Below are 23,397 nucleotides of genomic sequence, written 5' to 3' on the forward strand. Positions count from 1 at the left end.
AATACCATGGCTGAAGTTATCTTCAACAAACTGGAAAAGGTCTACTCCAACGGCTTCAAAGCGGTACATGCTATCGACCTGAAAATCGCTGAAGGCGAGTTTATGGTGATCGTCGGGCCGTCCGGCTGCGCCAAATCCACCACCCTGCGCATGCTGGCCGGGCTGGAGACCATCAGCGGCGGCGAAGTGCGCATCGGTGAGAAGATTGTGAACAACCTCGCACCGAAAGAGCGCGGGATCGCGATGGTGTTCCAGAACTATGCGCTCTATCCGCACATGACGGTGCGCGAGAACCTGGCCTTTGGCCTGAAGCTCAGCAAGTTGCCGAAAGATCAGATTGAGTCTCAGGTGAACGAGGCGGCCAAAATCCTCGAGCTGGAAGAGTTGCTCGACCGTCTGCCGCGTCAGCTTTCCGGCGGTCAGGCACAGCGCGTGGCCGTAGGCCGTGCGATTGTCAAAAAGCCGGACGTGTTCCTGTTCGATGAGCCGCTGTCGAACCTCGATGCCAAACTGCGCGCCTCCATGCGCATCCGCATCTCCGACCTGCACAAACAGCTTAAGGCGTCAGGCAAACCGGCCACCACCGTCTATGTGACCCACGACCAGACCGAAGCGATGACCATGGGCGACCGCATCTGCGTGATGAAGCTCGGCCACATCATGCAGGTGGATACCCCGGACAACCTTTATCACAAACCCAAAAACATGTTCGTGGCGGGCTTTATCGGCGCGCCGGAGATGAACATTCGCACCTGCCGCCTGGTGGAAAAAGAGGGCCGACTGCATATCGCCATCGGGGCTGAATCCATGCCGTTAAACGCGGCCATGCAGGAGAAAGTCTCCGCTTATGCCGGGCAGGAGGTCTTCTACGGCGTGCGCCCGGAATTTGTTTCGCTCTCCGACGAGCCGTTCCCGAACGGCGGATGCAGCGGCGAGATGGTGCGCGTCGAAAATATGGGTCACGAATTCTTTGTGTACCTCAAAGTCGCGGACTACGAACTGACCGCCCGAATTCCTTCCGATGAAGCCAAACCGATGATTGATAAAGGCCTTCATCGCAAGGTGTACTTCACGTTTGACATGAATAAGTGTCATGTTTTTGACGCGAAAACCGAGCAGAACATCTCTCTTTAATGGAGTTATAAAAATGAAAAAAGTGCTTTTAAGCGCAGCAATCTCCGCGACTCTGGGCCTTACCGCATTGCCATCGATGGCGCAAAATGTCGATTTACGCATGTCCTGGTGGGGCGGCAATGGCCGTCACCAGGTCACCCTGAAAGCGCTGGAAGAGTTCCATAAACAGAACCCGGACATTAACGTCAAAGCAGAATACACCGGCTGGGACGGCCACTTATCGCGCCTGACGACCCAGATTGCAGGCGGCACCGAACCGGACGTGATGCAGACCAACTGGAACTGGCTGCCGATTTTCTCTAAAACCGGTGACGGCTTCTACGATCTGAACACGCTGAAAGACACCATTGACCTGACGCAGTTCGATCCGAAAGAGCTGCAGTCGACCACGGTTAACGGCAAGCTGAACGGCATTCCGATCTCCGTCACCGCGCGCGTTTTCTATTTCAACGACGAGACCTGGAAAAAAGCGGGCGTTGAATACCCAAAAACCTGGGACGAGCTGATGGCCGCCGGTAAGGCGTTCGAGAGCAAACTCGGCAAGCAGTATTATCCGGTGGTGCTGGAACATCAGGACACCCTGGCGCTGCTGAACTCCTACATGATCCAGAAATACAACATTCCGGCGGTGGACGAGAAGACCAAAAAGTTCACTTATTCCAAAGAGCAGTGGGTTGAGTTTTTCGAGACCTACAAAAAGCTGATCGACAGTCATGTCATGCCGGACACCAAATACTATGCGTCGTTTGGCAAGAGCAACATGTATGAGATGAAGCCGTGGATCCAGGGCGAATGGGGCGGGACCTACATGTGGAACTCAACCATCAACAAATACTCCGACAACCTGAAGCCACCGGCAAAACTGGCGCTGGGTAATTATCCGATGCTGCCGGGCGCGACCGACGCGGGCCTGTTCTTTAAACCGGCGCAGATGCTGTCGATTGGTAAATCCACCAAGAACCCGCAGGCGGCGGCGAAGCTGATTAACTTCCTGCTGAACAGCAAAGAGGGGGTGGACACGCTGGGGCTGGAACGCGGCGTGCCGCTGAGCAAAGCGGCGGTACAGTTCCTCACCGAGGACGGCACGATCAAGGAGAACGACCCGTCAGTTGCCGGCCTGCGCCTGGCGCAATCCCTGCCGACAAAACTCTCCGTTTCACCCTATTTTGACGACCCGCAAATCGTGGCGCAGTTTGGCACGTCGTTGCAATACCTCGACTACGGTCAGAAAACCGTCGAAGAGACCGCCGCTGACTTCCAGCGTCAGGCGGAACGTATTTTAAGACGTGCGATGCGGTAAAAAAACAAAGCCGGGTGGCGCTTACGCTTACCCGGCCTACAGGCTATCGTAGGCCCGGTAAGCGTAAGCGCCACCGGGCAATAAAATCACACGCCTATGTTTTTTAACTTCTCCCCCGCCATCAGCTTGCGTTCAATGTGCTCCAGCGTCACCCCTTTGGTTTCTGGGATCAGCCAGAACGTTACGCCAATAAACGCCACGTTCAGTACCGTGTAGAGCCAGAATGTTCCCGCGGCACCAATGGCATCCAGCAGCGTCAGGAACGTCGCACCGATAATCATGTTCGACACCCAGTTGGTGGTGGTGGAACAGGTGATACCAAAGTCGCGGCATTTTAGCGGCTGAATTTCAGAGCACAGGATCCACACCACCGGCGCGGCGCTCATTGCATAACCGGCAATGCACATCATGGTCATACCGACGGAGAGCCAGGAAAGCCCGCTTGACGCCGTGCCCTGATCAAACTGCATCAGGCAGTAGCCGAGGATCAGCGTACCGAGCGCCATCACGCTAAAGCCAATTTTCAGCGCCGGTTTACGTCCGGCTTTATCGACGGTGAACACGGCAATAAAGGTGGCGAACATAAAGGTCAGCCCGACCACCAGGGTGGCGATCATCTGCTGTTCGGTCGTGGTGAAGCCCGCCATTTTAAAGATGCGCGGGGCGTAGTACATGATGATGTTCATGCCCGTAAACTGCTGCATCGCCTGCAAGAGCATTCCCAGAAACACGGCGCGGCGCACGTTGCGGTTGACCTTAAACAGCGCCCAGCCGCCCTGCTTCAGCTTCAGGCTTTCGCGGATCTCGTTCAACTCGTCACGCGCTTTTTCAGAGGTGTCACGCAGCATTCGCAGCACCTCTTCCGCCTCGACGTGGCGGCCTTTTTGCGCCAGCCAGCGCGGGCTATTCGGCAGAAAAATCACCAGCACCATCAGCAACAGCGCGGGCAACGCCAGCACGCCGAGCATGGCGCGCCAGTTACCGGTGTAGCTGAACCAGGTATCGGAAAGAAACGCCAGCACGATGCCGAGCGTCACCATCAGCTGATACATACTGATCATCTTGCCGCGCACGTTCTCGCTCGCCATTTCGGAGAGATACAGCGGCGCGGTGTAGGAGGCGATCCCCACCGCCACGCCAAGCAGCACGCGGGAGAGCAACAGCACCTCAACGCTTGTGGCAAACGCCGACCCCAGTGAACCGGCCACAAACAGGATCGCCCCGACCATCAGGCTGTACTTTCGTCCCAGGCGGAACGAGAGCCAGCCGTTGAACAACGCCCCAATTGCGGCGCCCAGCATCATGCTGCTCACCACCCACTCCTGCAGGCGATTACTTAACGTGAAATGATCGGTGATAAACGGCAGCGCACCGGCGATAACGCCGATATCCAGCCCAAACAGCAGACCCGCTACGGCCGCCGCGACGGAGACAAACTGGTTCATGCGGCGGGTGTCGCGCAGCGCCGCGGGCATGAGGGTAGAGTCATTGAGAGATGTCATAGTTTCCTGCCTGAACAGCGAAATTCGTTCACTGAAATTACGAGATAGCGCGGAAAAGTGTCAGGCCGGAACTGGTGAAGATATGGATTATTTCGCTGCAAGGTAGCGTTATGTGATGGACATTACACTTTCAACTAATCCTGAATAATCCTCTGTTTTGACTAATCTCTTAATTTACAACAGATTATAGTGTGACCAGTATCAACCCACGCTTTTCAATATGGATTTTTCATCTTTAGCGATATGGATAATGGGTATTTCGAGGCAAAAAAAACCTCCGCCCAAGGGCAGAGGTTATTACCGACTGGGGTATTAACGCGCCAGCCAGCCGCCGTCAACGGCCACGGTGTAACCGTTGATATAGTCAGACGCCGGGGAAGCCAGGAAGACAACCGGCCCCATCAAATCGCTCGGCAGGCCCCAGCGTCCCGCAGGGATACGCTCAAGGATAGCCGCGCTACGCTCTTCATCAGCACGCAGCTGCTGGGTATTGTTAGTCGCCATGTAGCCCGGTGCAATCGCGTTGACGTTGATGTTGTGCTGCGCCCACTCGTTCGCCAGCAGGCGGGTGACGCCCATTACCGCGCTTTTAGACGCCGTGTAGGATGGCACGCGAATACCGCCCTGGAAGGAGAGCATCGACGCGATATTAATGATCTTGCCGCCGTTGCCCTGGGCAATAAAGTGCTTCGCCGCCGCCTGAGACATAAAGAACACGCTCTTGATGTTCAGGTTCATGACGTCGTCCCAGTCGCGCTCGCTAAAGCTGATCGCGTCTTCGCGACGGATCAGGCCCGCGTTGTTGACCAGAATATCGATATGTCCGTACTCCGCCACCGCGCGCTCCAGCAGCTCCGGGATGACGTCAATTTGACGCAGGTCGGCGGTCAGGCTCAGGAAGCGGCGGCCCAGCGCGGTAACGCGCTCGATGGTTTCCGTTGGTTCAACGATGTTGATGCCCACGATATCGCAGCCCGCTTCCGCCAGGCCTAACGCCATCCCCTGACCCAGCCCGGTGTCACAACCGGACACGACAGCCACTTTACCCTGCAGAGAAAATGCATCCAGAATCATGTTTGTTCCTCACTCTATCAGCGCCTGTCACCAACAGGCAGGTTTAAACTTAACTGCCTGCGACTAGCGCAGATCTTTTACTGCAACGTGGTCCATGTCATCGAAGACCTGGTTTTCACCGACCATACCCCAGATGAAGGTATAGGCCTTCGTTCCCACGCCTGAATGAATCGACCAGCTCGGCGAAATGACCGCCTGTTCGTTATGCATCACGATATGACGCGTTTCCTGCGGCTGCCCCATCATGTGGAACACGCAGGCGTCGTCATCCATATTGAAATAGAAGTAAACTTCCATGCGGCGTTCGTGGGTATGGCACGGCATGGTATTCCACAGGTTGCCCGGCGCCAGCTCGGTCAGCCCCATGCTCAGCTGGCAGGTTTCCAGCACATCCGGCACAAAGTATTTGTTGATGGTGCGGCGGTTGCTGGTGAGGTCATCGCCAAGCGTGACCGGAGCCACGTCCGCCGGGGTCACTTTTTTGGTGGGATAAGAGGTATGGGCCGGGGCGCAGTTGTAGTAAAACTTCGCAGGTTTACCGCTGTCGATGCTGGCAAACACCACCTCTTTGGCCCCTTTCCCCACGTACAACGCATCGCGATGGCCGATTTCGTAGCACTGGCCGTCGACGGTAATGGTGCCCGGCCCGCCGATGTTGATCACGCCCAGCTCACGACGCTCCAGAAAATAGCTCACGCCCAGCTGCTTACCCACTTCCCCGCCTACTGAGACGTTTTTTGCAACCGGCATGATCCCACCGACGATAATGCGGTCAATGTGGCTATACACCATGGTGTAGTTATCGGCTGTAAAAACCTGCTCAACTAAAAACTCACTGCGCAGCCCCTGGGTATCCAGCGTTTTTGCATGCGCACTGTGGATGCTTTGTCTGACGTCCACCTTAACCTCCAGAATTGATCGTGCCCGAAGGCAGAGATAATTAACGAAACGATGTTCCGTTTTGTTGATGAAGACATACTATCCCTTGAATCAGGGGTTTTCAATTACATTTAAAACAACGTTTCAATTTTTCTGTGAGTTTATAGCAAAAATGGCGTTCGGATCACGATTGTCTGGTGTCAGTGAAATGAGAGCAAGGGGACAAAATGAATATTTATGATAAGAAACAAAGCATTATAAAACCTTCAACTTTTAACGCCGACAAAAACATTTCGCGTTAAAAATCAAAGATTGCGGCTTAGCGGTCACTCTTTATTACAAAGTGCGCGGCCAGTCACACACATTGAAACGATGTTTTGATAATTTAGAGGCAAGTTTTCAATTCAACTTTTCTCTTTTAAAGGAGTGCATTATGGCTAAAGGTATGCGGGTCAAGCTGAACTATGCGGTCAGCCGCGATCCGGATACGGGCGTGGAAGTCACCCGCCTGACCCCGCCCGAGGTAACCTGTCATCGCAACTACTTCTACCAGAAGTGCTTCTTTAACGATGGCAGCCATCTGCTGTTTGCCGGGGAATTTGACGGTCACTGGAATTACTACCTGCTGGATCTGAAAAATGCAGAAGCGGTGCAGCTGACGGAAGGTGCGGGTGATAACACCTTCGGCGGGTTCCTCTCGCCGGATGACACTTCGTTCTACTATGTGAAGAACGATCGCACGCTGCTGGAGGTGAATTTAAAGACCCTGGCCGAGCGCGAAGTGTACCGCGTCCCCGATGAGTGGGTCGGCTATGGTACCTGGGTTGCCAACAGCGACTGTACCAAACTGGTGGGGATCGAAATTGACAAAGCTGACTGGACGCCGCTAAACGACTGGAAAATTTTCCACGACTTTTTCCACAAAGGGCCGCACTGCCGCCTGCTGCGCGTGGACCTGAAAACCGGCGAAAGCACGACCATTCTCGACGAGAAAATCTGGCTCGGCCATCCGATCTATCGCCCGTTTGATGACAATACCGTGGCCTTCTGCCATGAAGGCCCGCACGACCTGGTCGATGCCCGCATGTGGCTGGTTAACGAAGACGGTAGCAACGTACGTAAGGTAAAAGCGCACGCGGAAGGCGAAAGCTGCACCCACGAATTCTGGGTACCGGACGGTTCTGCGCTGATATATGTCTCTTATTTAAAAGGGCAACAGGGGCGCACCATCAGCCGCTTTAACCCGGAGAGCGGCGTGAATGAAGAGGTGATGCAGATGCCCGCCTGTTCACACCTGATGAGCAACGCTGACGGCACCCTGCTGGTAGGCGATGGCTCCGGCACGCCGGTCGATGTGAAAGACACCGGTGGCTACACTATCGATAACGATCCATATCTTTATGGCTTTAACGTGGCGGAAAAAGCCTGGTTCCGTATCGCCCGTCACGATACCTCCTGGGCGACGGTCGCGAACAGCCGCCAGGTCACCCATCCGCATCCCTCCTTTACTCCGGATGATAAGGCGGTACTGTACAGTTCCGATAAAGACGGCAAACCGGCGCTCTATATCGCGAAACTCCCCGAGCAACCCGACATGTTGCATGCATGATTTGAGTTTGTGTTTCTGTAACTGGCCTTGCCCTCCGCTACGGAGGGCTTTTTTTTAGCTGATTGCGCGATTATTTTTTGCCAGCCAGAGACGTAGAGGAAAAGAGCAGGCCGGGTAAGCGTTAGCGCCACCCGGCGGGTTTTGGGGAAGGGGCTGAATGATTAGAACGAGTACGCCACGCCTAAACGGAAACGGGTCTGACGCTCATCGGTCTCTTTCACGCCCACGTTGCCAACTTCAACATACGGCGCCCAGTTTTTATCCCATTTATACGCCAGCTTGGCGTTATATTCGTTGGAGTAATCTTTATTGTTATTACGAACCATGCCTTCTGAACTTTTCGCATAAACATAGTTCAGCTCGGTACGCCAGTCGCCTAATACCCAGCCTACCCACGCATCGCCACGGTTAACTTTATCGTCTTCTTTATTTGCGCTGGACGGATAGCGGGTATATTCATAGCGGTAACGCGCAGCCACATAGAAGCCACTGTCGAAGCTATATTGCAGATGCAGATTCGGTTTATAGATAGTTCGGCTGTCATTGCTCTCAATAGTAAATGCAGGCGTCAGCGCAATATTGTCCGTGGCTTTCCAGCGCCAGCTAATTTGATCTTCATGACCGTTACCCACCATATCGGTAAATGGTCGGTCGGCCTTATCACCACCGGATTTCCATTTCGCTTCAACAGAAAAACCCAGGCCATTGGCAAAGCGATGCGAGACCGAGACGCGGTCCGCATTCGAGCCGCTATCGATGTATTCGTGGCGCAGGTCGACGGTGACGGCCTGTGCCGCGAATGACGCACCAATAAGGGAAGCAAGGACCAGAGATTGTTTAAACATGACAAAACCCTCAATTAAAATAACGTTTCGTTTTTATGAAACTGGAGTTTATTTTTTAAATAACGTTATTTTAGTGACCAGGATCGAAATTATTTGTTTCACTTTTTTTGGCAAGAATGGACGTGAAGCCCATCAACAAAACGCGGCGATTAAGGGTAAATTTCAGGAGAGAGATCACACAAAGCACTTAGCGACGTTAATTATTTCGCGCGCAAGCGTTTTTAAATGCATCAGAAAGAGCTGATAAGGGTAAAAATAGATTTCCGGATGTCAAAAAAAAACCTCCCGGCAGGAGGTTTTCTCAGAGGCAGAACCGTCAGCGTTCAATCGCCAGCGCCACCCCTTGCCCACCGCCGATACAGAGCGTTGCCAGCCCTTTGTGAGCGTTACGTTTTTTCATTTCGTGGACCAGGGAGACCAGAATGCGGCAGCCAGACGCGCCAATCGGATGACCGAGTGCGATTGCCCCGCCGTTAACGTTAACCCGCAGCGGGTCCCATTCCAGCATTTTGCCCACCGAAATCGCCTGCGCCGCAAAGGCTTCGTTAACCTCTATCAGATCGACGTCGGAAAGTTGCCAGCCCGCGCGCTCAAGGCAGCGTCGGGTGGCATACACCGGGGCGATCCCCATCAGCGCAGGATCGACGCCTACGCTGGCAAAGGCTTTAATGCGCGCGAGCACAGGGAGATTCAGCTCCTGCGCTTTGCTTTCGCTCATCATCAGCACCGCCGCCGCACCGTCGTTAATGGACGAGGCATTGCCTGCGGTGACGGATCCAAGCGTTTCAAAAGCGGGATTGAGCATTGCCAGCCCTTCTGCGCTGGCGTCGGTGCGCGGCTGCTCGTCGGTGTCCACCGCAATGGCCTCGCCGTTCTGCCGCTGTGTGCTGACCGGGACGATTTCATCGCGAAAACGCCCGGAATCAATGGCGGCACGCGCCTTTTGCTGTGAACTCAGGGCGTAGGCGTCCTGAAGCTCACGGCTGATGCCGTATTCACGCGCCAGATTCTCTGCCGTTACGCCCATGTGATAGTCATTGAAGGCATCCCACAGCCCGTCATGCACCAGGCTGTCGAGCAGCTGGCTGTTGCCGAGTTGCGCGCCGGTGCGGCTGTCGGTCAGGACGTGCGGGGCGCGGCTCATGTTCTCCTGGCCTCCGGCAATCACCACCTCCGCTTCGCCACATTGGATGGCCTGGGTCGCCAGGTGGAGCGCCTTTAAGCCCGATCCACAGACATCGTTGATGGTTATCGCAGAGACGGTATTCGGCAAACCGCCCTTGAGCGCCGCCTGACGGGCAGGGTTTTGCCCCGCGCCCGCGGTCAGCACCTGGCCGAGGATCACCTCGTCTATTTCATGTGCGGCGATCCCGCTGCGTTCGACCAGCGCTTTGACCACCACACTGCCGAGATCGACCGCAGAGTGACGCGCAAGCGCTCCCTGAAAACAGCCGATAGCCGTACGCAACGCCCCCACTATAACGACATCTTTCATCACGACCTCTGTGCAAAATGACAGGACGATAGTAGAGGATTGTTATCAACAATTGATGCAATTGTTTAAAAATAGTGAGTTTAATCACAAGGATTAGCGTGCGTCCTGCAAATACTGGCGCAGCCAGCTTCCCGCGACGCCAGGTGGCGATCGTTTATTCCACAGCAGATCGATGGCTATCGATCGCGGCCAGCCCGGCACGTTGAGTTGAACCAGCGATTTTGCGGCCGCGAATTCATCCACCAGCGCACAGGGCAACGCGCACCAGCCAAAGCCCTGCACGGCCATACTCAGGAGTAACAGGTAATTCGGCGCGGACCAGACCGGCCCGCGCGCCCGCGTCGCCTCCCGCTCGAGGTAGGTGCTCAGCTGAAGCTCGCGCCAGCCGTGCAGCTCATCGGCTTTCGTCTCATGCTGACCCGCCAGCGGGTGGTTCGCCGAGACGTAGATTGCCATCCGGGTCTGCATGGGAAGCCGGGTCACGCCAATATCGGTCGGGTAGCTTTCGCGCGCTTCCGTCAGGCCAATCTGCGCCCGCTCCTTCTGCAGCAGGTCGATGACATCCTCTTCCTCGCCAATCAGGCATTCGAATTCCGTATGGGGAAAACGCTGGTCGAACTGGTTCATCAGATCTTCCAGTACGTCCGGGTTGAGCGTATCGGAAAGCACGAATGTCAGGCGCGCTTCGGTCTGCGCGGTCAGCGACACCGCCAGCTCGTCCAGACGGGCGCTGGCGGCAAGAATCGACTGCACGTAGCCCAGCACCTGCTCGCCCTGGCTGGTTAACACCGGCTGGCGCGCCGAGCGGTCAAAGAGATCAAACCCGAGGTCGGCCTCCAGGTTCGCTATCGAGGTGCTGATGGTGGACTGGCTTTTGCGCAGGCGGCGCGCGGCGGCGGAAAAAGAGCCGGCGGCAACGGTTTCAACAAAGGCGGTGAGAGCTTCGGGAGAGTAACGCATGAAGTATCTACTTTATCGATGGATACCATCTTTTATATATCATCTTTAGCGATAAAAATAGGCGGCATTAACGCCCCACCTGGCGAAATAACGAGGTCTAACGCTATGCAACATCAGGATGCACTCCAACGTAAACTGCCGGAGCGGATCTTTCATGCCGTCTGTTTTGAAGGGATTGCCACGGCGATCCTCGCCCCGACGGCGGCGTATTTTATGCAGCGCTCCGTCGTTGAAATGGGCGGGTTAACCATTATTCTGGCGACCACTGCGATGCTCTGGAACATTATCTATAACTTCGGCTTCGACCGCTTCTGGCCCGTTCACCGCATCAAACGCACGGCTAAAGTGCGCGCCCTGCACGCGCTGGGGTTCGAGTGCGGGTTTATCGTCATCGGCGTCTCCATCGTTGCTGCGGTGCTGGGCGTCACGCTGTGGCAGGCGTTGTCCCTGGAGATTGGGTTCTTCCTGTTCTTCCTGCCCTACACCATGTTTTATAACTGGGCGTATGACACTCTGCGCGAGAAAATCATCAAGCGACGCCAGCAGCGACGCGCCCTGGCAAACTGATTTCCCTCAGGCCGGCTTTCATCGCCGGCCAATCTCCTTCGAAGCAACTGCGCCCTCCGCTCACAATTATGGTAAATTGCACTTCTTTTTGTTCGTTTTACAGTTGATACGTTGCTCTAATGTCGAAAATTTGGTCAAAAGAAGAGACTCTCTGGAGTTTCGCCCTCTACGGCACTGCCGTGGGCGCAGGAACGCTGTTCTTGCCCATTCAGCTCGGCTCCGCAGGCGCACTCGTCCTGCTGATTACTGCCCTCGTGGCATATCCCTTAACCTACTGGCCGCATAAAGCGCTCGCGCAGTTTATCCTGTCCTCGAAAACCACAGGCAACGAGGGCATCACCGGCGCGGTGAATCACTACTACGGCAAGAAGATCGGTAACCTGATCACCACGCTCTATTTCATTGCCTTCTTTGTGGTGGTGCTGATCTACGCGGTGGCGATCACCAACTCCTTAACCGAACAGCTGGCGAAGCGCATGGCGATTACGCTCCCGGAGCGCATGCTGGTGAGCTTTGGCGTGGTGCTGGTGTTGAATCTGATCTTCCTGATGGGCCGCCACATCACCATCAAGGTCATGGGTTTCCTCGTCTTCCCGCTGATTGCCTATTTCCTGTTTGTGTCGCTCTATCTGACCGGCAGTTGGGAGCCAACGCTTCTGACCAGCCAGATGGCGTTCGACAAACATACGCTGCATCAGGTGTGGATTTCGATCCCGGTGATGGTTTTCGCTTTTAGCCATACCCCGATTATCTCGACGTTTGCCGTTGACCGTCGCGAAAAATACGGTGACGCGGCCATGGGTAAATGCAAAAAAATCATGAAGGTAGCTTACCTGATCATCTGCCTGAGCGTGTTGTTCTTTGTGTTCAGCTGCCTGCTCTCGATCCCGCCGTCCTATATCGTCGCCGCCAAAGAGGAAGGGGTCACCATCCTCTCTGCGCTGTCGATGATGCCTTCGTCTCCGGCCTGGCTGGGGGTCTCCGGCATTATTGTGGCGATTGTCGCGATGTCAAAATCGTTCCTTGGCACCTATTTCGGGGTGATTGAAGGGGCAACGGAGATCGTCAAATCGGGCCTGAATCAGGTGGGCGTGAAGAAAAGCCGCGCCTTTAACCGCGCGATTTCCATTCTGGGCGTATCGCTGATCACCTTTGTGGTCTGCTGCATTAATCCGAATGCCATCTCGATGATTTACGCCATCAGCGGCCCGCTTATTGCCATGATCTTGTTCATCATGCCAACGCTTTCGACCTACCTTATCCCTTCGCTCAAGCCGTACCGCTCCATCGGCAACCTGCTGACGCTGATCGTCGGCGTGCTGTGCGTATCGGTAATGTTCGTCGGTTAAACACACGGTGTTCAGCGCCCGGCTGAACACCGCTTTTTATCAGAAGCGAATTTCCCCGCCCGCAATCCAGGTTCGGCCGCGCGCCGTGGTATTTAGCGACGCCCCTTCAACGGCATTGTCCAGGCTCTGATTCATGCGGTTGAGCGCCTCGGAGTAATCGCGGTTAGTCACGTTCTGCACGCCCAGACGCAGCAGGACGTTATCCGTCACCTGATAGCTACTGTAGAGATCGACGATGGTCGGAATATCAGGCATGCTCTCTTTCGGGACCGTATTCGAATCAATACTGATGCCTTCGGTGCTCAGGCGTTTTGATTTCCCGGTGAATTTAAACAGGCTCCCCACCACCAGCTTTTCATCGAAAAAGCGAGCGCCAAGATCCAGCGTGGCGTAATAGTCAGGCAAATCGCTCATGTCGTCGTAGGCAAAGCTGTAGCTGGTGCTGGCGATAGAGGTAGGCTGATCCGTCTGCTGCTTGCTCCAGGTGACGTTGACATAGGCATAGCCGACATCGTATCCGGCTTCGATTTCATACCCCCGGGACGTTACCGGGGACGGCGTATTGATGTAGATATTGGCATTGAAGCCGCTCGCCGAGTTATCAATATCCTTGCAGCGCGACCCGTCGTAGCACAGGAAAAAGGATTCGCTGTTGATATAATCTTTGATGCGCGACTCGTAGGCCAGCGCCTTCATGTGGAACGAATCTCTTTCCGTCAGCAGCCCCTCTTTGACGATATTGACGCCCGCCTGCCAGGTATCCGCCTTCTCCGGTTTCAGGAACGGGTTCATCGACGCGCCACCCTCGTTCGCGAAAAAGACCTCCTGCACATTAGGCGCGCGGGAGGAGCGACTCCAGCCGACGAAAGGCTGCAGCCAAGGCGTGACCTGGGCAGACAGGGTCGCGGACGGGTTGAGCGCTTTATCGTCCAGGTCGATCGTTGCCTCCCCCTGCGGGAAACATTTTTCGTTGGCGTCACAGGCCGGTTTTATGCCTGACACCTTGCTGCGGGTGTAGTTGAGGTTGAGATCGAGCTGGTAGATGCTTTTATTCAGGGTTAAGCCGGTATAAAGCGACGAAATCTTCTGCTTACCGGACGGCACAAAGGCGTTCCTGTCGGTATCGTTATCCTGCTCAAAACGGCGGGTGTATTCGGTGTCCATCAGCTTACCGCCGAACAGAAACGCGACGTCAATATCGGCGTAGCGGAACCGACTGGTGTTACTCATATCCAGCGCGTTCGATTTATTCTCCGTCGAGGCGTTATTAAAGTTGTACAGCGATTCCGGCTTGTAATCCTGCTCGGCACGGCTCGTGCTGGCCAGCAGGTTAAAATCGATCAGCTCGGTGAGCGGCGCAAAGTTGTAGCGCAGGTAATAATCGTCGCTGGTGATATCGCGTCGGGTAAAGACGTTTTGATAGTTACGCCCGGCAAACTCGATGTGATGGTAAGGATTAGGATCAAAGTTGAGCTTATACAGTTGGGAGCGTGGCTCCTGGCGCATATACTTCACGTCCTCGCCGATAAACTCACTGCTGCTGCGCCCACCGCCGTTATCGAAGGTGGCGTAGGTCCGGCTGCCGCTGATGCCCACCAGCGCACCGATCAGCCCGCCGTTATCAAAGGGATCAGCCTTACCGGCCACCGTCACCATCCCGGTCCGCCCCAGGCCGTTATCGCCAACCGAAAAGCGCGAGAGGACGCCGGTTTGCCTTCCCGCTTTGATCACATCATCAATGCCCAGCGTGCGCATGTTGGCGCTGCCCGCCAGGGCGTTCACGCCTTGCGATCCGGCGCTGCTGCCGCGCGTGACGTCAACCCCGGCAAGAAAGTTAGGATCGATCAGCACGCCTGCGCCGTTATTTTGCCCGAAGTGATAGGTCGTGGGTGCCATACCGTAGTATGTCTGGGTCACGCCATCCACCATGGTATTAACGCGCCCCAGCCCGCTCATCCCACGAATGTTAACGTTCACCGCCCCCTGTAGCGCATCGATTTGCGTGTATGTCCCCGCCATGCTGCGCAACGAGGCGTCCAGGCTTTGCAGATTCTCGTTCAGCGTGCGCGAGCTGTAGGCACCCGGGCGCGTATAGGTTTCTGCCGACGAGCCGGGATGGTTCGTTTCTGCCTGTGCGTTATCCGTAATGGTCAATGTCGAAAATACCGATTCCCCTTCTTTCTCAGCGGAGAAGGTGGTAACGGGAACAATAAGACACCCTGTCAGCATATAGCCAACGACGTGTGTGCTTTTCAAAATACACCCCTTATTTATTTTTCTGGCTATCAACAAAAATGAGGAAACTAAACGCCTCGGCGGAGTCCTCAAGACGGGAATAACGACCGCTGCGGCCGCTATGCCCCGAATTCATATTGACGTTCAGGAGCTGAACGTTATTTTTTTGCGTATTGGTTGCGCGCAGACGCGCGACGTACTTTGCCGCTTCCCAGTAAGGCACGCGGGAGTCATACAGCCCGGTGGTGACAAGCATCGTCGGCCAGGCGTTTGGCGTAATATTGTCGTAGGGGCTCCAGGCCCTGATGGCTTTGTAGTCTGCTGCCGTATTAGGATTGCCCCATTCGCCGTACTCCTGCTGGGTGAGCGGCAGGGTTTTATCCAGCATGGTGTTGAGCACGTCGACAAACGGCACCTGCAGCACCACGGCCTGGAAAAGATCCGGTGCCTGGTTCACCGCCCCCGCAAGCAGCAGGCCGCCCGCGCTGCCGCCCATGCCGTAGACGCGACGGGCGTCGCCATAGCCCTGTTTCACCAGGCCCCGCGTGGCGTCGATAACGTCGTTGAAGCTGTTCTGCTTATTGGCTTTTTTGCCCGCCTGATACCAGCCCACCCCCTTCTCGCCGCCGCCGCGCACGTGCGCCAGCGCGAAGACAAAACCGCGATCCAGCAGGCTCATGCGCGGCACGCTGAACGCCGCGTCCAGGCTCATGCCGTAGGCCCCGTAGCCGTAAACCAGCAGCGGGTTATGTCCCTTCGTAAAGCGATCTTTTCGCCAGACAAGCGACACGGGAATGGACTCGCCGTCGCGCGCGGGAACGAAGATCAGCCTGCTGGTATAGGTGCCTTCCACCAGCCCGGGGACGGCTTTTTGATGGATGCGCGTGACCTTACCGCTCGCCAGATCCCAGGTGTAATACCCAAGCGGGCGGTCGAGCGAGGCGTAGATATAGTGAAAGACGGTGGCGCGGCCATCGCTATTATTGCCGGTCCGCGCCATATAGGTTTGATCCGGAAAATGTAATGACTGCCAGTGGTTGTCCGCAAAATTTAATTTGCGATAATGGGTTTTCCCGTCGTAGCGCTCTGCGACCACCACAGCCCGGTTAAATAAGGTAAACTCTTCCAGCTCATAATCTTTCTCAGGCGTCAGCACCCGCTGCCAGGCCGTTTTTCCGTCACCCTGATACAGGCCAAAGCGTTTATTTTGGTGGTTACTGCGAATATAAAAGCGGCCATTGGCGTGATCGGCGTAATATTCCGTCCCGCTGCTGCGAGGGCGTAAGAGCTGCAAAGGCGCATCGCGATGATCTAAAGCGAGATAGCGCACTTCGGAGGTATCATTGGCGCTAAGGGTAATAAGTAAATACTTATCTGAGGCCGAACGCGCGATGCCGGTATAAAACTGGCCGTCTTTTTCCTGCCAGACGGCGTGCCTGTTTCCGGTGCTTAACTCCACGCGCATTACGTTGTCTGGCGTAAGCGTCTCGGGCTGAAGTGCCACGTAATAGAGCAGTTTGCCGTCGTTGCTGAAAACGATATCGTCAGAGGCCTGTTTAATTTGCGTTTTCAGCCATTGCCGATTCTGGCTGTCATAGACCGAGATACGGTACTGTCCGTCGCCGGTATAATCTTCCGCCAGCGCGATATAGCGATTATCTTCGCTGACGGTAAAACGCCCCGGCGCATAATAGTCGTGATTTTTGCTGCGCCCGGCGGTATCCAGCACCAGTACCCATTCCGTCTCGCCCTCTTTCTGGCGCAGGATCCGCGGGAAATTCGCCCCGCGCTGATAGTCGACTTTATAAAGGTAATGCCCCTTACGTACCGGCTGGGTATAATTATCCTCAACCTGTCGCGCCTGCATCTCTTTATATATCTGCGTTTTTAACGGCTGCCACGTGGCGGAAATATGCTGCGTGTAGAGATTCTCCTGACGCAGATAATCCAGCACCGTTTTATTTTGCCGGGTATCGTCGCGCATCCAGGCATAGTCGTCCTGACGCGTGTCGCCAAACATTTCCGTCGCATGGGTCACTTTTTTGGCCACCGGCGGCTGCGGCAGGTTTTGGGCAATAGCCCACGGTGCCGCCAGCAGAATGCCTGCGGCCATTAACCGGAAATAGTGCATTTGTCGTCCTTTCGGTTTTAAATCCTGAGAAGCGTAAACTCCACGGGTAACGTCACGTTATGAATACCGTTGCGCAAAATACTGGCCGGCGGCTGCGGGAGCGGCTGCGCTTTTTGCAGGGCATCCAGCGCGGCGCGGTCAAGCGACAGCGTGCCGGAGGAGTCCACCAGCCGACTGGCCAGCACTTCACCCCGGCCATTCACGCTAAAGGCAATCACCACGGTGCCGGTGCGTTTGCGCCGTCGGGCATCTTCGGGGTAATTGCGCATTCGGTTGATTTTGCCTTTCACCAGCGCCTCCCAGCCGATTGTCTGGCGACTTTGCACGGCGGAGTCCGTATCAAGCGGCGCGGCGTTGCGCGTGCTGACGATGGCCTGCACGGGCGGTGCCGCGCGGCTGGTCAGGGTCGCGTTGCCCTTCTCTTCCCGCTGCTGCTGGTGAGATGTCTTTTTCGCCTCGGTTTTTTTCACCGTTTTTTGCACGGGCTTGCGCGCCACCGTCTGGAATTCCGCCTCGTCGACGACCGGCAGCACCGGCATTTCTTTGCGCTGCGGCGCGTCCTCGGCGCTCATTGCCTCAACCTTCCGCTGCTGGCTGATGCCGGGGGGCAGCGTCGGGTGAAGCAGCGAGACTTCGAGCTCAGGTGACCAGGCGACCATGACCGCCGCCGGGGAGGCCACCGGCGGCGGGCTGGCGAAATGCAGGATAAACGGCAGCGCAATGGCGGCGTGCGCAATGACGCTGGTGGCCGCCCCTCTTACCCAGGGCGCGCGAATATCACAGTGCAGGTTCATGGTTTGCTGGCCGGCACAAACCAGACGTAATCCGCCTGCTTCGCCGTTATCGTGGTGCCTTCAGTCGCGAGCATCAGGACGACAGGCGCGGAGCCGTTGAGATCCTGGATGTGCACTGGCACACCGATATCTTTCGCCGCATGGTAGCCACCGGCGAACAGAACGGCAGGCTTAGGCGCGTCGATCAGCGCCTGCGCCATCGCCCGATCGCGGTTTTGCTGGATAGCGACCATCGCCTGTATCTGCGCCGCCTGGATGTCGCCGCCGTGCATCAGGTAGATGATGGACGCCTGAGCGTCGCGGACAGTTTTCAGAGAGGAGTGTTCACCCGCCGGGAAAACGGGATTTTGGTAAATTTCGCCGATCTGTTCGCGCGTAATATTGGCCGCCAGCAAAGGGTAATCGGCCTTAAGCGCGGTCATCACCAGCGCGCCGTACAGCGGCCACGGCCACCCCACGTTCCAGCGCAGCGCCTCCTGGATCCGCGGCTCGCGCATTGCGGCTCCGTCATGCAGCGCCTGTTTAACACGGTCAACCGCAGGCTGTTGGTCAGGGGTTAACATCTCCAGCAACACGCTGCCCTGCGGGCGTTTCTTGACCATGTTTTGCAAAAGCCAAAGCTCAATGGCGTGATGATCGGCGTTGGTGTGCTCTTCACCGACGATCGCCGCCGGCGCACGGCTCAGCACCGCCAGAAGTGCATCGGGCGTAAGCGTCTTGCCCGTTTGCGCATCAATAATGCGAGAGGTGGGAGGAAGTTGCGCAGCAAGCTGCGGTGGAGTATCCATTGACTGGCAGCCAGTCAGGACCAGAGTGCTACAGAACAGCAGCCATGCCGTAATACTTTTCTTTTTCATAGTGATCAATGTCTTACCTTCTATATTTGAAGGTTTCGCCCGTAAACTGAATAAACAACGAGCAAACATTAATGCCAATGAGAATGAATATCAAGATCATTCTCATTTACAATTAATCACCATGCTAATTAACAGGTCTTAATTTTTCAGGCTGTTACATGTTGAAGGGTGTCGATGACGTCCCTGTCGACGGATCAGGCGCGAATATCGTCATACTCGCGGGTGTTATCAAACTCGTGTTTGGCAAACGGGCAGAGCGGGATGATTTTACGCTGCTCACCGCGCATTTTTTCCACCACTTTCGCCACCAGCTTTTTGCCAACGCCCTGCCCTTTCAGACTCGGGTCAACGTCGGTATGCTCAATAATGCTAAGGTGCTCGCCGGTTGGCACGAAAACAATCTCGGCAACCTTATTCCCGTTCGCATCGTTCACGTAAAACATATTATGGCCTTCCAGAATATCCATGGTTCCTCACTTATTTTTGGCGATACTTCAGCGCACCGCTTGGGCAGGTATCAATGACGCGTACAACCGTTTCAGCGTCCACTTCATCAGGCATAATCCACGGTTTACGTTTCAGGTCGAACAGCGCCGCGCTGCCGCGCACGCAGTTTCCCGAGTGTTTGCAGATCCCGGTGTTGAAATAGACATCAATTTTTTCACCGGTATAGGCCCGGTACCCCGCTTCCAGGAGCTCTTTATCCATGACATTGCCTCTTCATTATTATGATGCAGGATGAAGCATAGCCTCAGGCGGTCGCTGTGGCTATAAGGTGGATAAACGTAAAGACAGTCACAATGCTGCTCACGCCGGATGCTTCATGTTTTTGTGCATGTCATGCTCTGGTATGTTTCCTGCCTGACATTGTCAGACGGAACGAAAGGCAGGCATCATGAAGCGATATTTGATGAAGAAAAGCGCTTTTAAACAAGGCCTGGCGCAGGCGAAGCGGGGCACCCACGGGGCGGGTTGTGAAAATGATTAGTGTACAAGTAGCTAAAGCCCCTTTTATTATTATCATAAGCGAATTATCAGTATTGCTAATATCCAATTAAAATTTGTTGCTTGTCCTGTCAGCCACTACCTTACAAAATACCCCTTCAAATCATTACCACATTAATAATCACATCTATAACAACAACCATGAAAATATACTTTGAGGTTGCGGTACTCTTAGTGCTGTGGCTCGTCGTCGGCTGGATTTTTTGCCGGGCATGGATGTGAGGCTGCACTGGGGTATATAGGGGATACGAAAACAGAATTTACTTGTTCACGTTGGTGACTCGCTCGCAGTCCTGCCCGTACTCCAATACGTTTGGAACGTCGGACAATGAAAAATAAAGAATTGCGGCGTGGAGTTTCAAGGTTTGATCATGTGTTCTTTCCGCTAAAATCAGATATTGGGAAATGTATTTCCTGTTGTCTCCGACCTTATTGCACGTAAAATGACCAGATACATTTAGGAAAGGAGGCTTTATGGATATCGCGCTGCTTAATAGGGGATGGAACAGAACATGGTCAGATACCATGGTGAATCTGGAAGCCCGGAAACTCGTCGAAACTGCAAACCGGCTGTCAGCATTCTATTTGCAAGATGGTCTTACGCGTATCAAGTTTGTTGGAGAGATAAAACAGGTTGTAGAGAAAGAATTTGAAACAGCACGACGAGCTAAAACCGATGAAGAATGCATTGTATGCATCAAAAATCTGCGTGCTGAAACAAACAGCTTGCTTGAACAAGAGCGTCTGTTAAGAACCAAGTCCGCACAGCTTTACGCGAAGGTCGAATTTGTTAAGGAAAATAATAAAATCGTCGGCTACATGATTTCTGCTATTCACATTGTAGTTTCTGGAATGGCGATTGCTGGCGGTGCGTTGATGGTCGCTACGATGACACCTTTAGGTATGCTGGCAGGGGCTATCCTTGTAACAGATGGCATTAACGGTCTGTCAAAAGAAATCATTCCTGGTGTATATGGAAAACAATATAGAACAGAGGGATTTGTGGCTGATGGCACTATAGAAGCGGCCCAATTTATGGGTTTCAAGCCTGAAACAGGACTTGCGTTTTATAACGCTATTACGTTAAGCGCAAGTGTATATAGCATCTTTGGATTAGCCAGAAGACCCGAAGCATGGAGGCTATTTAAATGGATGCCCCGTGATTTCTATCGCAAGGTCGATACGATGAGCCGTCCAAAATTAACAATGAAAATAGTAGGTTATGGACTTAAGGCCAAAGTAATATTTGACCTGCTTTCTACTGACACATCGAACCATTAGCCTCTGAATTTTCTCCAGAACCGCCAGGATTTGTAAGAAAGGACTGGCGGCTGAATAAATGTAACGATGACTATTGCGATCAGAATTGATATTCCACCACCTACGACGGTTTCTTTCGCAGAAAATAACACTAAAATGATAAAAACCATCAGACATGCCGATGTTATCCATAAAACAACCCTGAATCTATTAGCCAGATCCTGAATCGCTTCCCCCAACGTTCCACCATAGCTTTCAATGTTGTTTTTTATCTTCTGCAAATCCGATGGTGTAAACCCTGAACTCAACAAAACCTCATCAGTAACATCCATATTGTCCTCTCAGCATTCCTTAACGCTTAACTGGCGATGGTATACACAATCATACTGATGAATTTTACAGCATTCCACATGATGTTTGTGCAATGTATCAGATTTCAGACAATAGCAGCATAAAGCCCCGTTAGTGGTCCAAGCAACAAACGGAGCGTAGCGACTTCATCAGGCCAACCTGGTTGGTTTCGCTTTGCGAAAGTCACCAGTGACCAAATCAGATTGTCAGAGAGATCACACCTTATCAGGGTGCTCGAGTACCGTCAGGAGCGTGAGCGAAGCGCTGGCAGATGCGGGCCTGTAACTACCGGATTACCACTAATCACTTGTTTATGTGGTTCATAGGGCCGCACATCGGGCTTGAAATGCATTGGATGAATCTGTCCAAAAGTAACTTACTGAGGGATAGTAAAGTATTGATATTCAGGAGACTGGAGCGGGCGAAGGGAATCGAACCCTCGTATAGAGCTTGGGAAGCTCTCGTTCTACCATTGAACTACGCCCGCTTTGAGGTGCGTAAGGCATTATAGACCTTACGCATTTTGAGACAAGCCTTCGCAACGCTAACCGGCGATAAAATAATCACTTAGCACTTCGGTTTACCGCCCGGAGCCGGGAGATAACGCTGCGGATCGATGGCGGTGGCCTTATAGCGGATCTGGAAATGAAGTTTCACCGAGTCCGTTCCGGTGCTGCCCATCGTCGCGATCTTCTGCCCGGCCTTCACGTTTTGCCCGTTGTTAACCAGCATCGTGTCGTTGTGCGCATAAGCCGTGATGTAGTCTTCACCGTGCTTAATCATGATGAGATTACCGTATCCGCGCAGCTGGTTGCCGACGTAAACCACCTTCCCGGCACCGGACGCATAGACCGGGGTTCCGCGCGCCGCCGCGATATCAATACCTTTATTCCCACCCTCAGATAAGGAGTACGGCACGACCACTTTGCCACTGGCTGGCCAAATCCAGCAGCGTTGCCCCACCGGCGGCCAGGAGGATTGCGGCACCGTGTAGGATGGCGTCACTTTGGCGGTTTTACCTTTTGAGGATCCCGATTTCTTTGCAGAGGAGCCGCCGTTAACCTTGAGCTTCTGCCCCACCTCAATGGTGTAAGGCGGCGAGATATTATTCAGACGCGCCAGTTCCTTCACGCTGGTACCCGTCGCACGCGAAATACGGTACAGCGTATCACCGCGTTTTACGGTATACACCGCGCCGGAATAACTGCCCATATCGGAGGATTTACTGCCGGAACATCCCGCTAACATTAGCGCAAGCGTCAGGCAGAAAACGGCGGTGATGGGCTTTCTGGTCAGGCTTCCTGCAAACAAATCAGATCCTCGTTCAGCGTGAATGGCGCACTATGATAACAGTCGATCCTCGTTTGGGTCATGCCCTTTTCCGCTCTGCGGGTCAAACCGTTCGTATAAGAATGCCGTATAATGATTCAGCCCTTTCCGGCAATTTGGTACTGGAGCAAGAATGAGTATTCAGGAACATGTGATTTTAGTGGACAATCAGGGAAAGACGATTGGCACGCAGGAAAAGTATGCCGCGCATACGTCAAACACGCCGCTACATAAGGCCTTCTCTTCCTGGCTGTTCAATAGCCAGGGTGAATGTCTCGTCACCCGACGCGCAATGAGCAAAAAAGCCTGGCCGGGCGTCTGGACCAACTCCGTATGTGGTCATCCGCAAACGGGTGAAGAGATTGAACAAGCAATTATCCGCCGCTGCCGCTTCGAAGTGGGCGCAGAGCTCGTCGACATTACCCCCGTGGCAACGGAATTTCGCTACTGCGAAACAGACCCTTCCGGGATCGTCGAGAACGAAATTTGTCCGGTCTATGCCGCGCGCGTTATCAATGACATCGCCCTCAACGACGACGAAGTGATGGACTGTCAGTGGGTTGAACTTGAGGCGCTGTTCCGCGCGCTCGATGCCGCACCGTGGGCTTTTAGCCCGTGGATGAACATGGAGGCAACAGTCGCGCGCGACGCGCTTCGGGCCTTCGCCGCACAATAAAAAAGCCCCGGCGAACATCGCACGGGGCTTTTTTTTAGTCTTTAC

21 protein-coding genes and 1 tRNA gene are annotated in these 23,397 nt (G+C 54.3%); 7 read left to right on the plus strand and 15 right to left on the minus strand.

Going from position 1 to position 23,397, the window contains the following annotated elements; translation table 11 throughout:
• Positions 1–6 precede the first annotated feature (6 nt).
• Positions 7–1,134 carry an ABC transporter ATP-binding protein gene (locus tag FFS28_RS14410; protein ID WP_101737035.1) on the plus strand — a complete coding sequence of 376 codons (1,128 nt, stop codon included), beginning with the start codon at positions 7–9 and terminating at the stop codon, positions 1,132–1,134.
• Between the two features lie 13 nt (positions 1,135–1,147).
• Positions 1,148–2,434 (plus strand): ABC transporter substrate-binding protein, encoded by a 1,287-nt coding sequence (locus tag FFS28_RS14415; RefSeq protein ID WP_137849890.1) that lies wholly within the window; start codon positions 1,148–1,150, stop codon positions 2,432–2,434.
• A gap of 86 nt (positions 2,435–2,520) precedes the next feature.
• Here FFS28_RS14415 and araE read toward each other — a convergent pair whose 3' ends face one another.
• From araE to kduI, 3 genes are all read right to left on the minus strand, one after another.
• Positions 2,521–3,954 carry an arabinose-proton symporter AraE gene (gene araE / locus FFS28_RS14420; protein WP_283204942.1) on the minus strand — a complete coding sequence of 478 codons (1,434 nt, stop codon included), beginning with the start codon at positions 3,952–3,954 and terminating at the stop codon, positions 2,521–2,523.
• 294 nt (positions 3,955–4,248) lie between these two features.
• Positions 4,249–5,010: a 2-dehydro-3-deoxy-D-gluconate 5-dehydrogenase KduD gene (kduD, locus tag FFS28_RS14425; RefSeq protein WP_006178340.1), complete on the minus strand. Its 762-nt coding sequence runs from the start codon at positions 5,008–5,010 to the stop codon at positions 4,249–4,251.
• Positions 5,011–5,073: 63 nt separating this feature from the next.
• Positions 5,074–5,910 carry a 5-dehydro-4-deoxy-D-glucuronate isomerase gene (gene kduI, locus FFS28_RS14430; protein ID WP_137849892.1) on the minus strand — a complete coding sequence of 279 codons (837 nt, stop codon included), beginning with the start codon at positions 5,908–5,910 and terminating at the stop codon, positions 5,074–5,076.
• 412 nt (positions 5,911–6,322) lie between these two features.
• Between kduI and FFS28_RS14435 the strand changes: the two genes are divergently transcribed.
• Positions 6,323–7,498, plus strand: a complete 1,176-nt coding sequence (locus FFS28_RS14435) for an oligogalacturonate lyase family protein (protein WP_006178342.1) — start codon at positions 6,323–6,325, stop codon at positions 7,496–7,498.
• Positions 7,499–7,659: 161 nt separating this feature from the next.
• Here FFS28_RS14435 and FFS28_RS14440 read toward each other — a convergent pair whose 3' ends face one another.
• From FFS28_RS14440 to FFS28_RS14455, 3 genes are all read right to left on the minus strand, one after another.
• Positions 7,660–8,343, minus strand: a complete 684-nt coding sequence (locus tag FFS28_RS14440) for an oligogalacturonate-specific porin KdgM family protein (protein ID WP_006178343.1) — start codon at positions 8,341–8,343, stop codon at positions 7,660–7,662.
• A gap of 316 nt (positions 8,344–8,659) precedes the next feature.
• Positions 8,660–9,838 carry an acetyl-CoA C-acetyltransferase gene (locus tag FFS28_RS14450; protein WP_006178345.1) on the minus strand — a complete coding sequence of 393 codons (1,179 nt, stop codon included), beginning with the start codon at positions 9,836–9,838 and terminating at the stop codon, positions 8,660–8,662.
• Between the two features lie 93 nt (positions 9,839–9,931).
• Complete coding sequence (locus FFS28_RS14455; protein WP_006178346.1) at positions 9,932–10,798, minus strand: LysR family transcriptional regulator; 867 nt, start codon at positions 10,796–10,798, stop codon at positions 9,932–9,934.
• A gap of 105 nt (positions 10,799–10,903) precedes the next feature.
• Between FFS28_RS14455 and FFS28_RS14460 the strand changes: the two genes are divergently transcribed.
• Positions 10,904–11,365: a multidrug/biocide efflux PACE transporter gene (locus FFS28_RS14460; protein WP_042321875.1), complete on the plus strand. Its 462-nt coding sequence runs from the start codon at positions 10,904–10,906 to the stop codon at positions 11,363–11,365.
• Between the two features lie 119 nt (positions 11,366–11,484).
• A complete protein-coding gene (locus FFS28_RS14465) occupies positions 11,485–12,714 on the plus strand; it encodes an amino acid permease (RefSeq protein WP_006178348.1) in 1,230 nt (409 codons plus the stop codon).
• Between the two features lie 39 nt (positions 12,715–12,753).
• Here the strand turns inward: FFS28_RS14465 and FFS28_RS14470 are convergent, their stop codons facing one another.
• From FFS28_RS14470 to yjdI, 6 genes are all read right to left on the minus strand, one after another.
• The gene (locus FFS28_RS14470) at positions 12,754–14,970 is read right to left on the minus strand and encodes a TonB-dependent receptor domain-containing protein (RefSeq protein WP_052302325.1); all 2,217 of its coding nucleotides are present in this window, start codon (positions 14,968–14,970) and stop codon (positions 12,754–12,756) included.
• Between the two features lie 10 nt (positions 14,971–14,980).
• Entirely contained in the window at positions 14,981–17,080 is a 2,100-nt protein-coding gene (locus FFS28_RS14475; RefSeq protein ID WP_137849893.1) for a S9 family peptidase, read from the minus strand.
• A 17-nt stretch (positions 17,081–17,097) separates the two neighbouring features.
• Positions 17,098–17,874 (minus strand): energy transducer TonB, encoded by a 777-nt coding sequence (locus FFS28_RS14480; RefSeq protein WP_137849894.1) that lies wholly within the window; start codon positions 17,872–17,874, stop codon positions 17,098–17,100.
• Positions 17,871–18,731 (minus strand): ChaN family lipoprotein, encoded by an 861-nt coding sequence (locus FFS28_RS14485; protein ID WP_137849895.1) that lies wholly within the window; start codon positions 18,729–18,731, stop codon positions 17,871–17,873. The genes FFS28_RS14480 and FFS28_RS14485 overlap by 4 nt, the downstream gene beginning before the upstream one ends.
• 194 nt (positions 18,732–18,925) lie before the next feature.
• Positions 18,926–19,198: a GNAT family N-acetyltransferase gene (locus tag FFS28_RS14490; RefSeq protein ID WP_137849896.1), complete on the minus strand. Its 273-nt coding sequence runs from the start codon at positions 19,196–19,198 to the stop codon at positions 18,926–18,928.
• A 10-nt stretch (positions 19,199–19,208) separates the two neighbouring features.
• A complete protein-coding gene (yjdI, locus tag FFS28_RS14495) occupies positions 19,209–19,439 on the minus strand; it encodes a 4Fe-4S mono-cluster protein YjdI (protein WP_006178359.1) in 231 nt (76 codons plus the stop codon).
• A 771-nt stretch (positions 19,440–20,210) separates the two neighbouring features.
• Between yjdI and FFS28_RS14500 the strand changes: the two genes are divergently transcribed.
• A complete protein-coding gene (locus tag FFS28_RS14500; protein WP_137849897.1) occupies positions 20,211–21,017 on the plus strand; it encodes a DUF4225 domain-containing protein in 807 nt (268 codons plus the stop codon).
• Here FFS28_RS14500 and FFS28_RS14505 read toward each other — a convergent pair.
• The 3 genes from FFS28_RS14505 to actS form a co-directional block, all read right to left on the minus strand.
• A complete protein-coding gene (locus FFS28_RS14505) occupies positions 21,014–21,328 on the minus strand; it encodes a hypothetical protein (protein WP_137849898.1) in 315 nt (104 codons plus the stop codon). The two genes, FFS28_RS14500 and FFS28_RS14505, sit on opposite strands and share 4 nt — an antisense overlap.
• A 432-nt stretch (positions 21,329–21,760) precedes the next feature.
• Positions 21,761–21,834 (minus strand) — tRNA-Gly (locus FFS28_RS14510).
• An 80-nt stretch (positions 21,835–21,914) separates the two neighbouring features.
• Entirely contained in the window at positions 21,915–22,658 is a 744-nt protein-coding gene (gene actS, locus FFS28_RS14515; RefSeq protein WP_042321883.1) for an amidase activator ActS, read from the minus strand.
• 151 nt (positions 22,659–22,809) lie between these two features.
• Between actS and idi the strand changes: the two genes are divergently transcribed.
• Entirely contained in the window at positions 22,810–23,352 is a 543-nt protein-coding gene (gene idi, locus FFS28_RS14520) for an isopentenyl-diphosphate Delta-isomerase (RefSeq protein ID WP_137849899.1), read from the plus strand.
• The last annotated feature ends 45 nt before the right edge of the window (positions 23,353–23,397 follow it).

The sequence above is a fragment of the Enterobacter sp. 2VL genome (assembly GCF_005503595.1).
In the GTDB taxonomy this organism is placed as follows: domain Bacteria; phylum Pseudomonadota; class Gammaproteobacteria; order Enterobacterales; family Enterobacteriaceae; genus Enterobacter; species Enterobacter cancerogenus.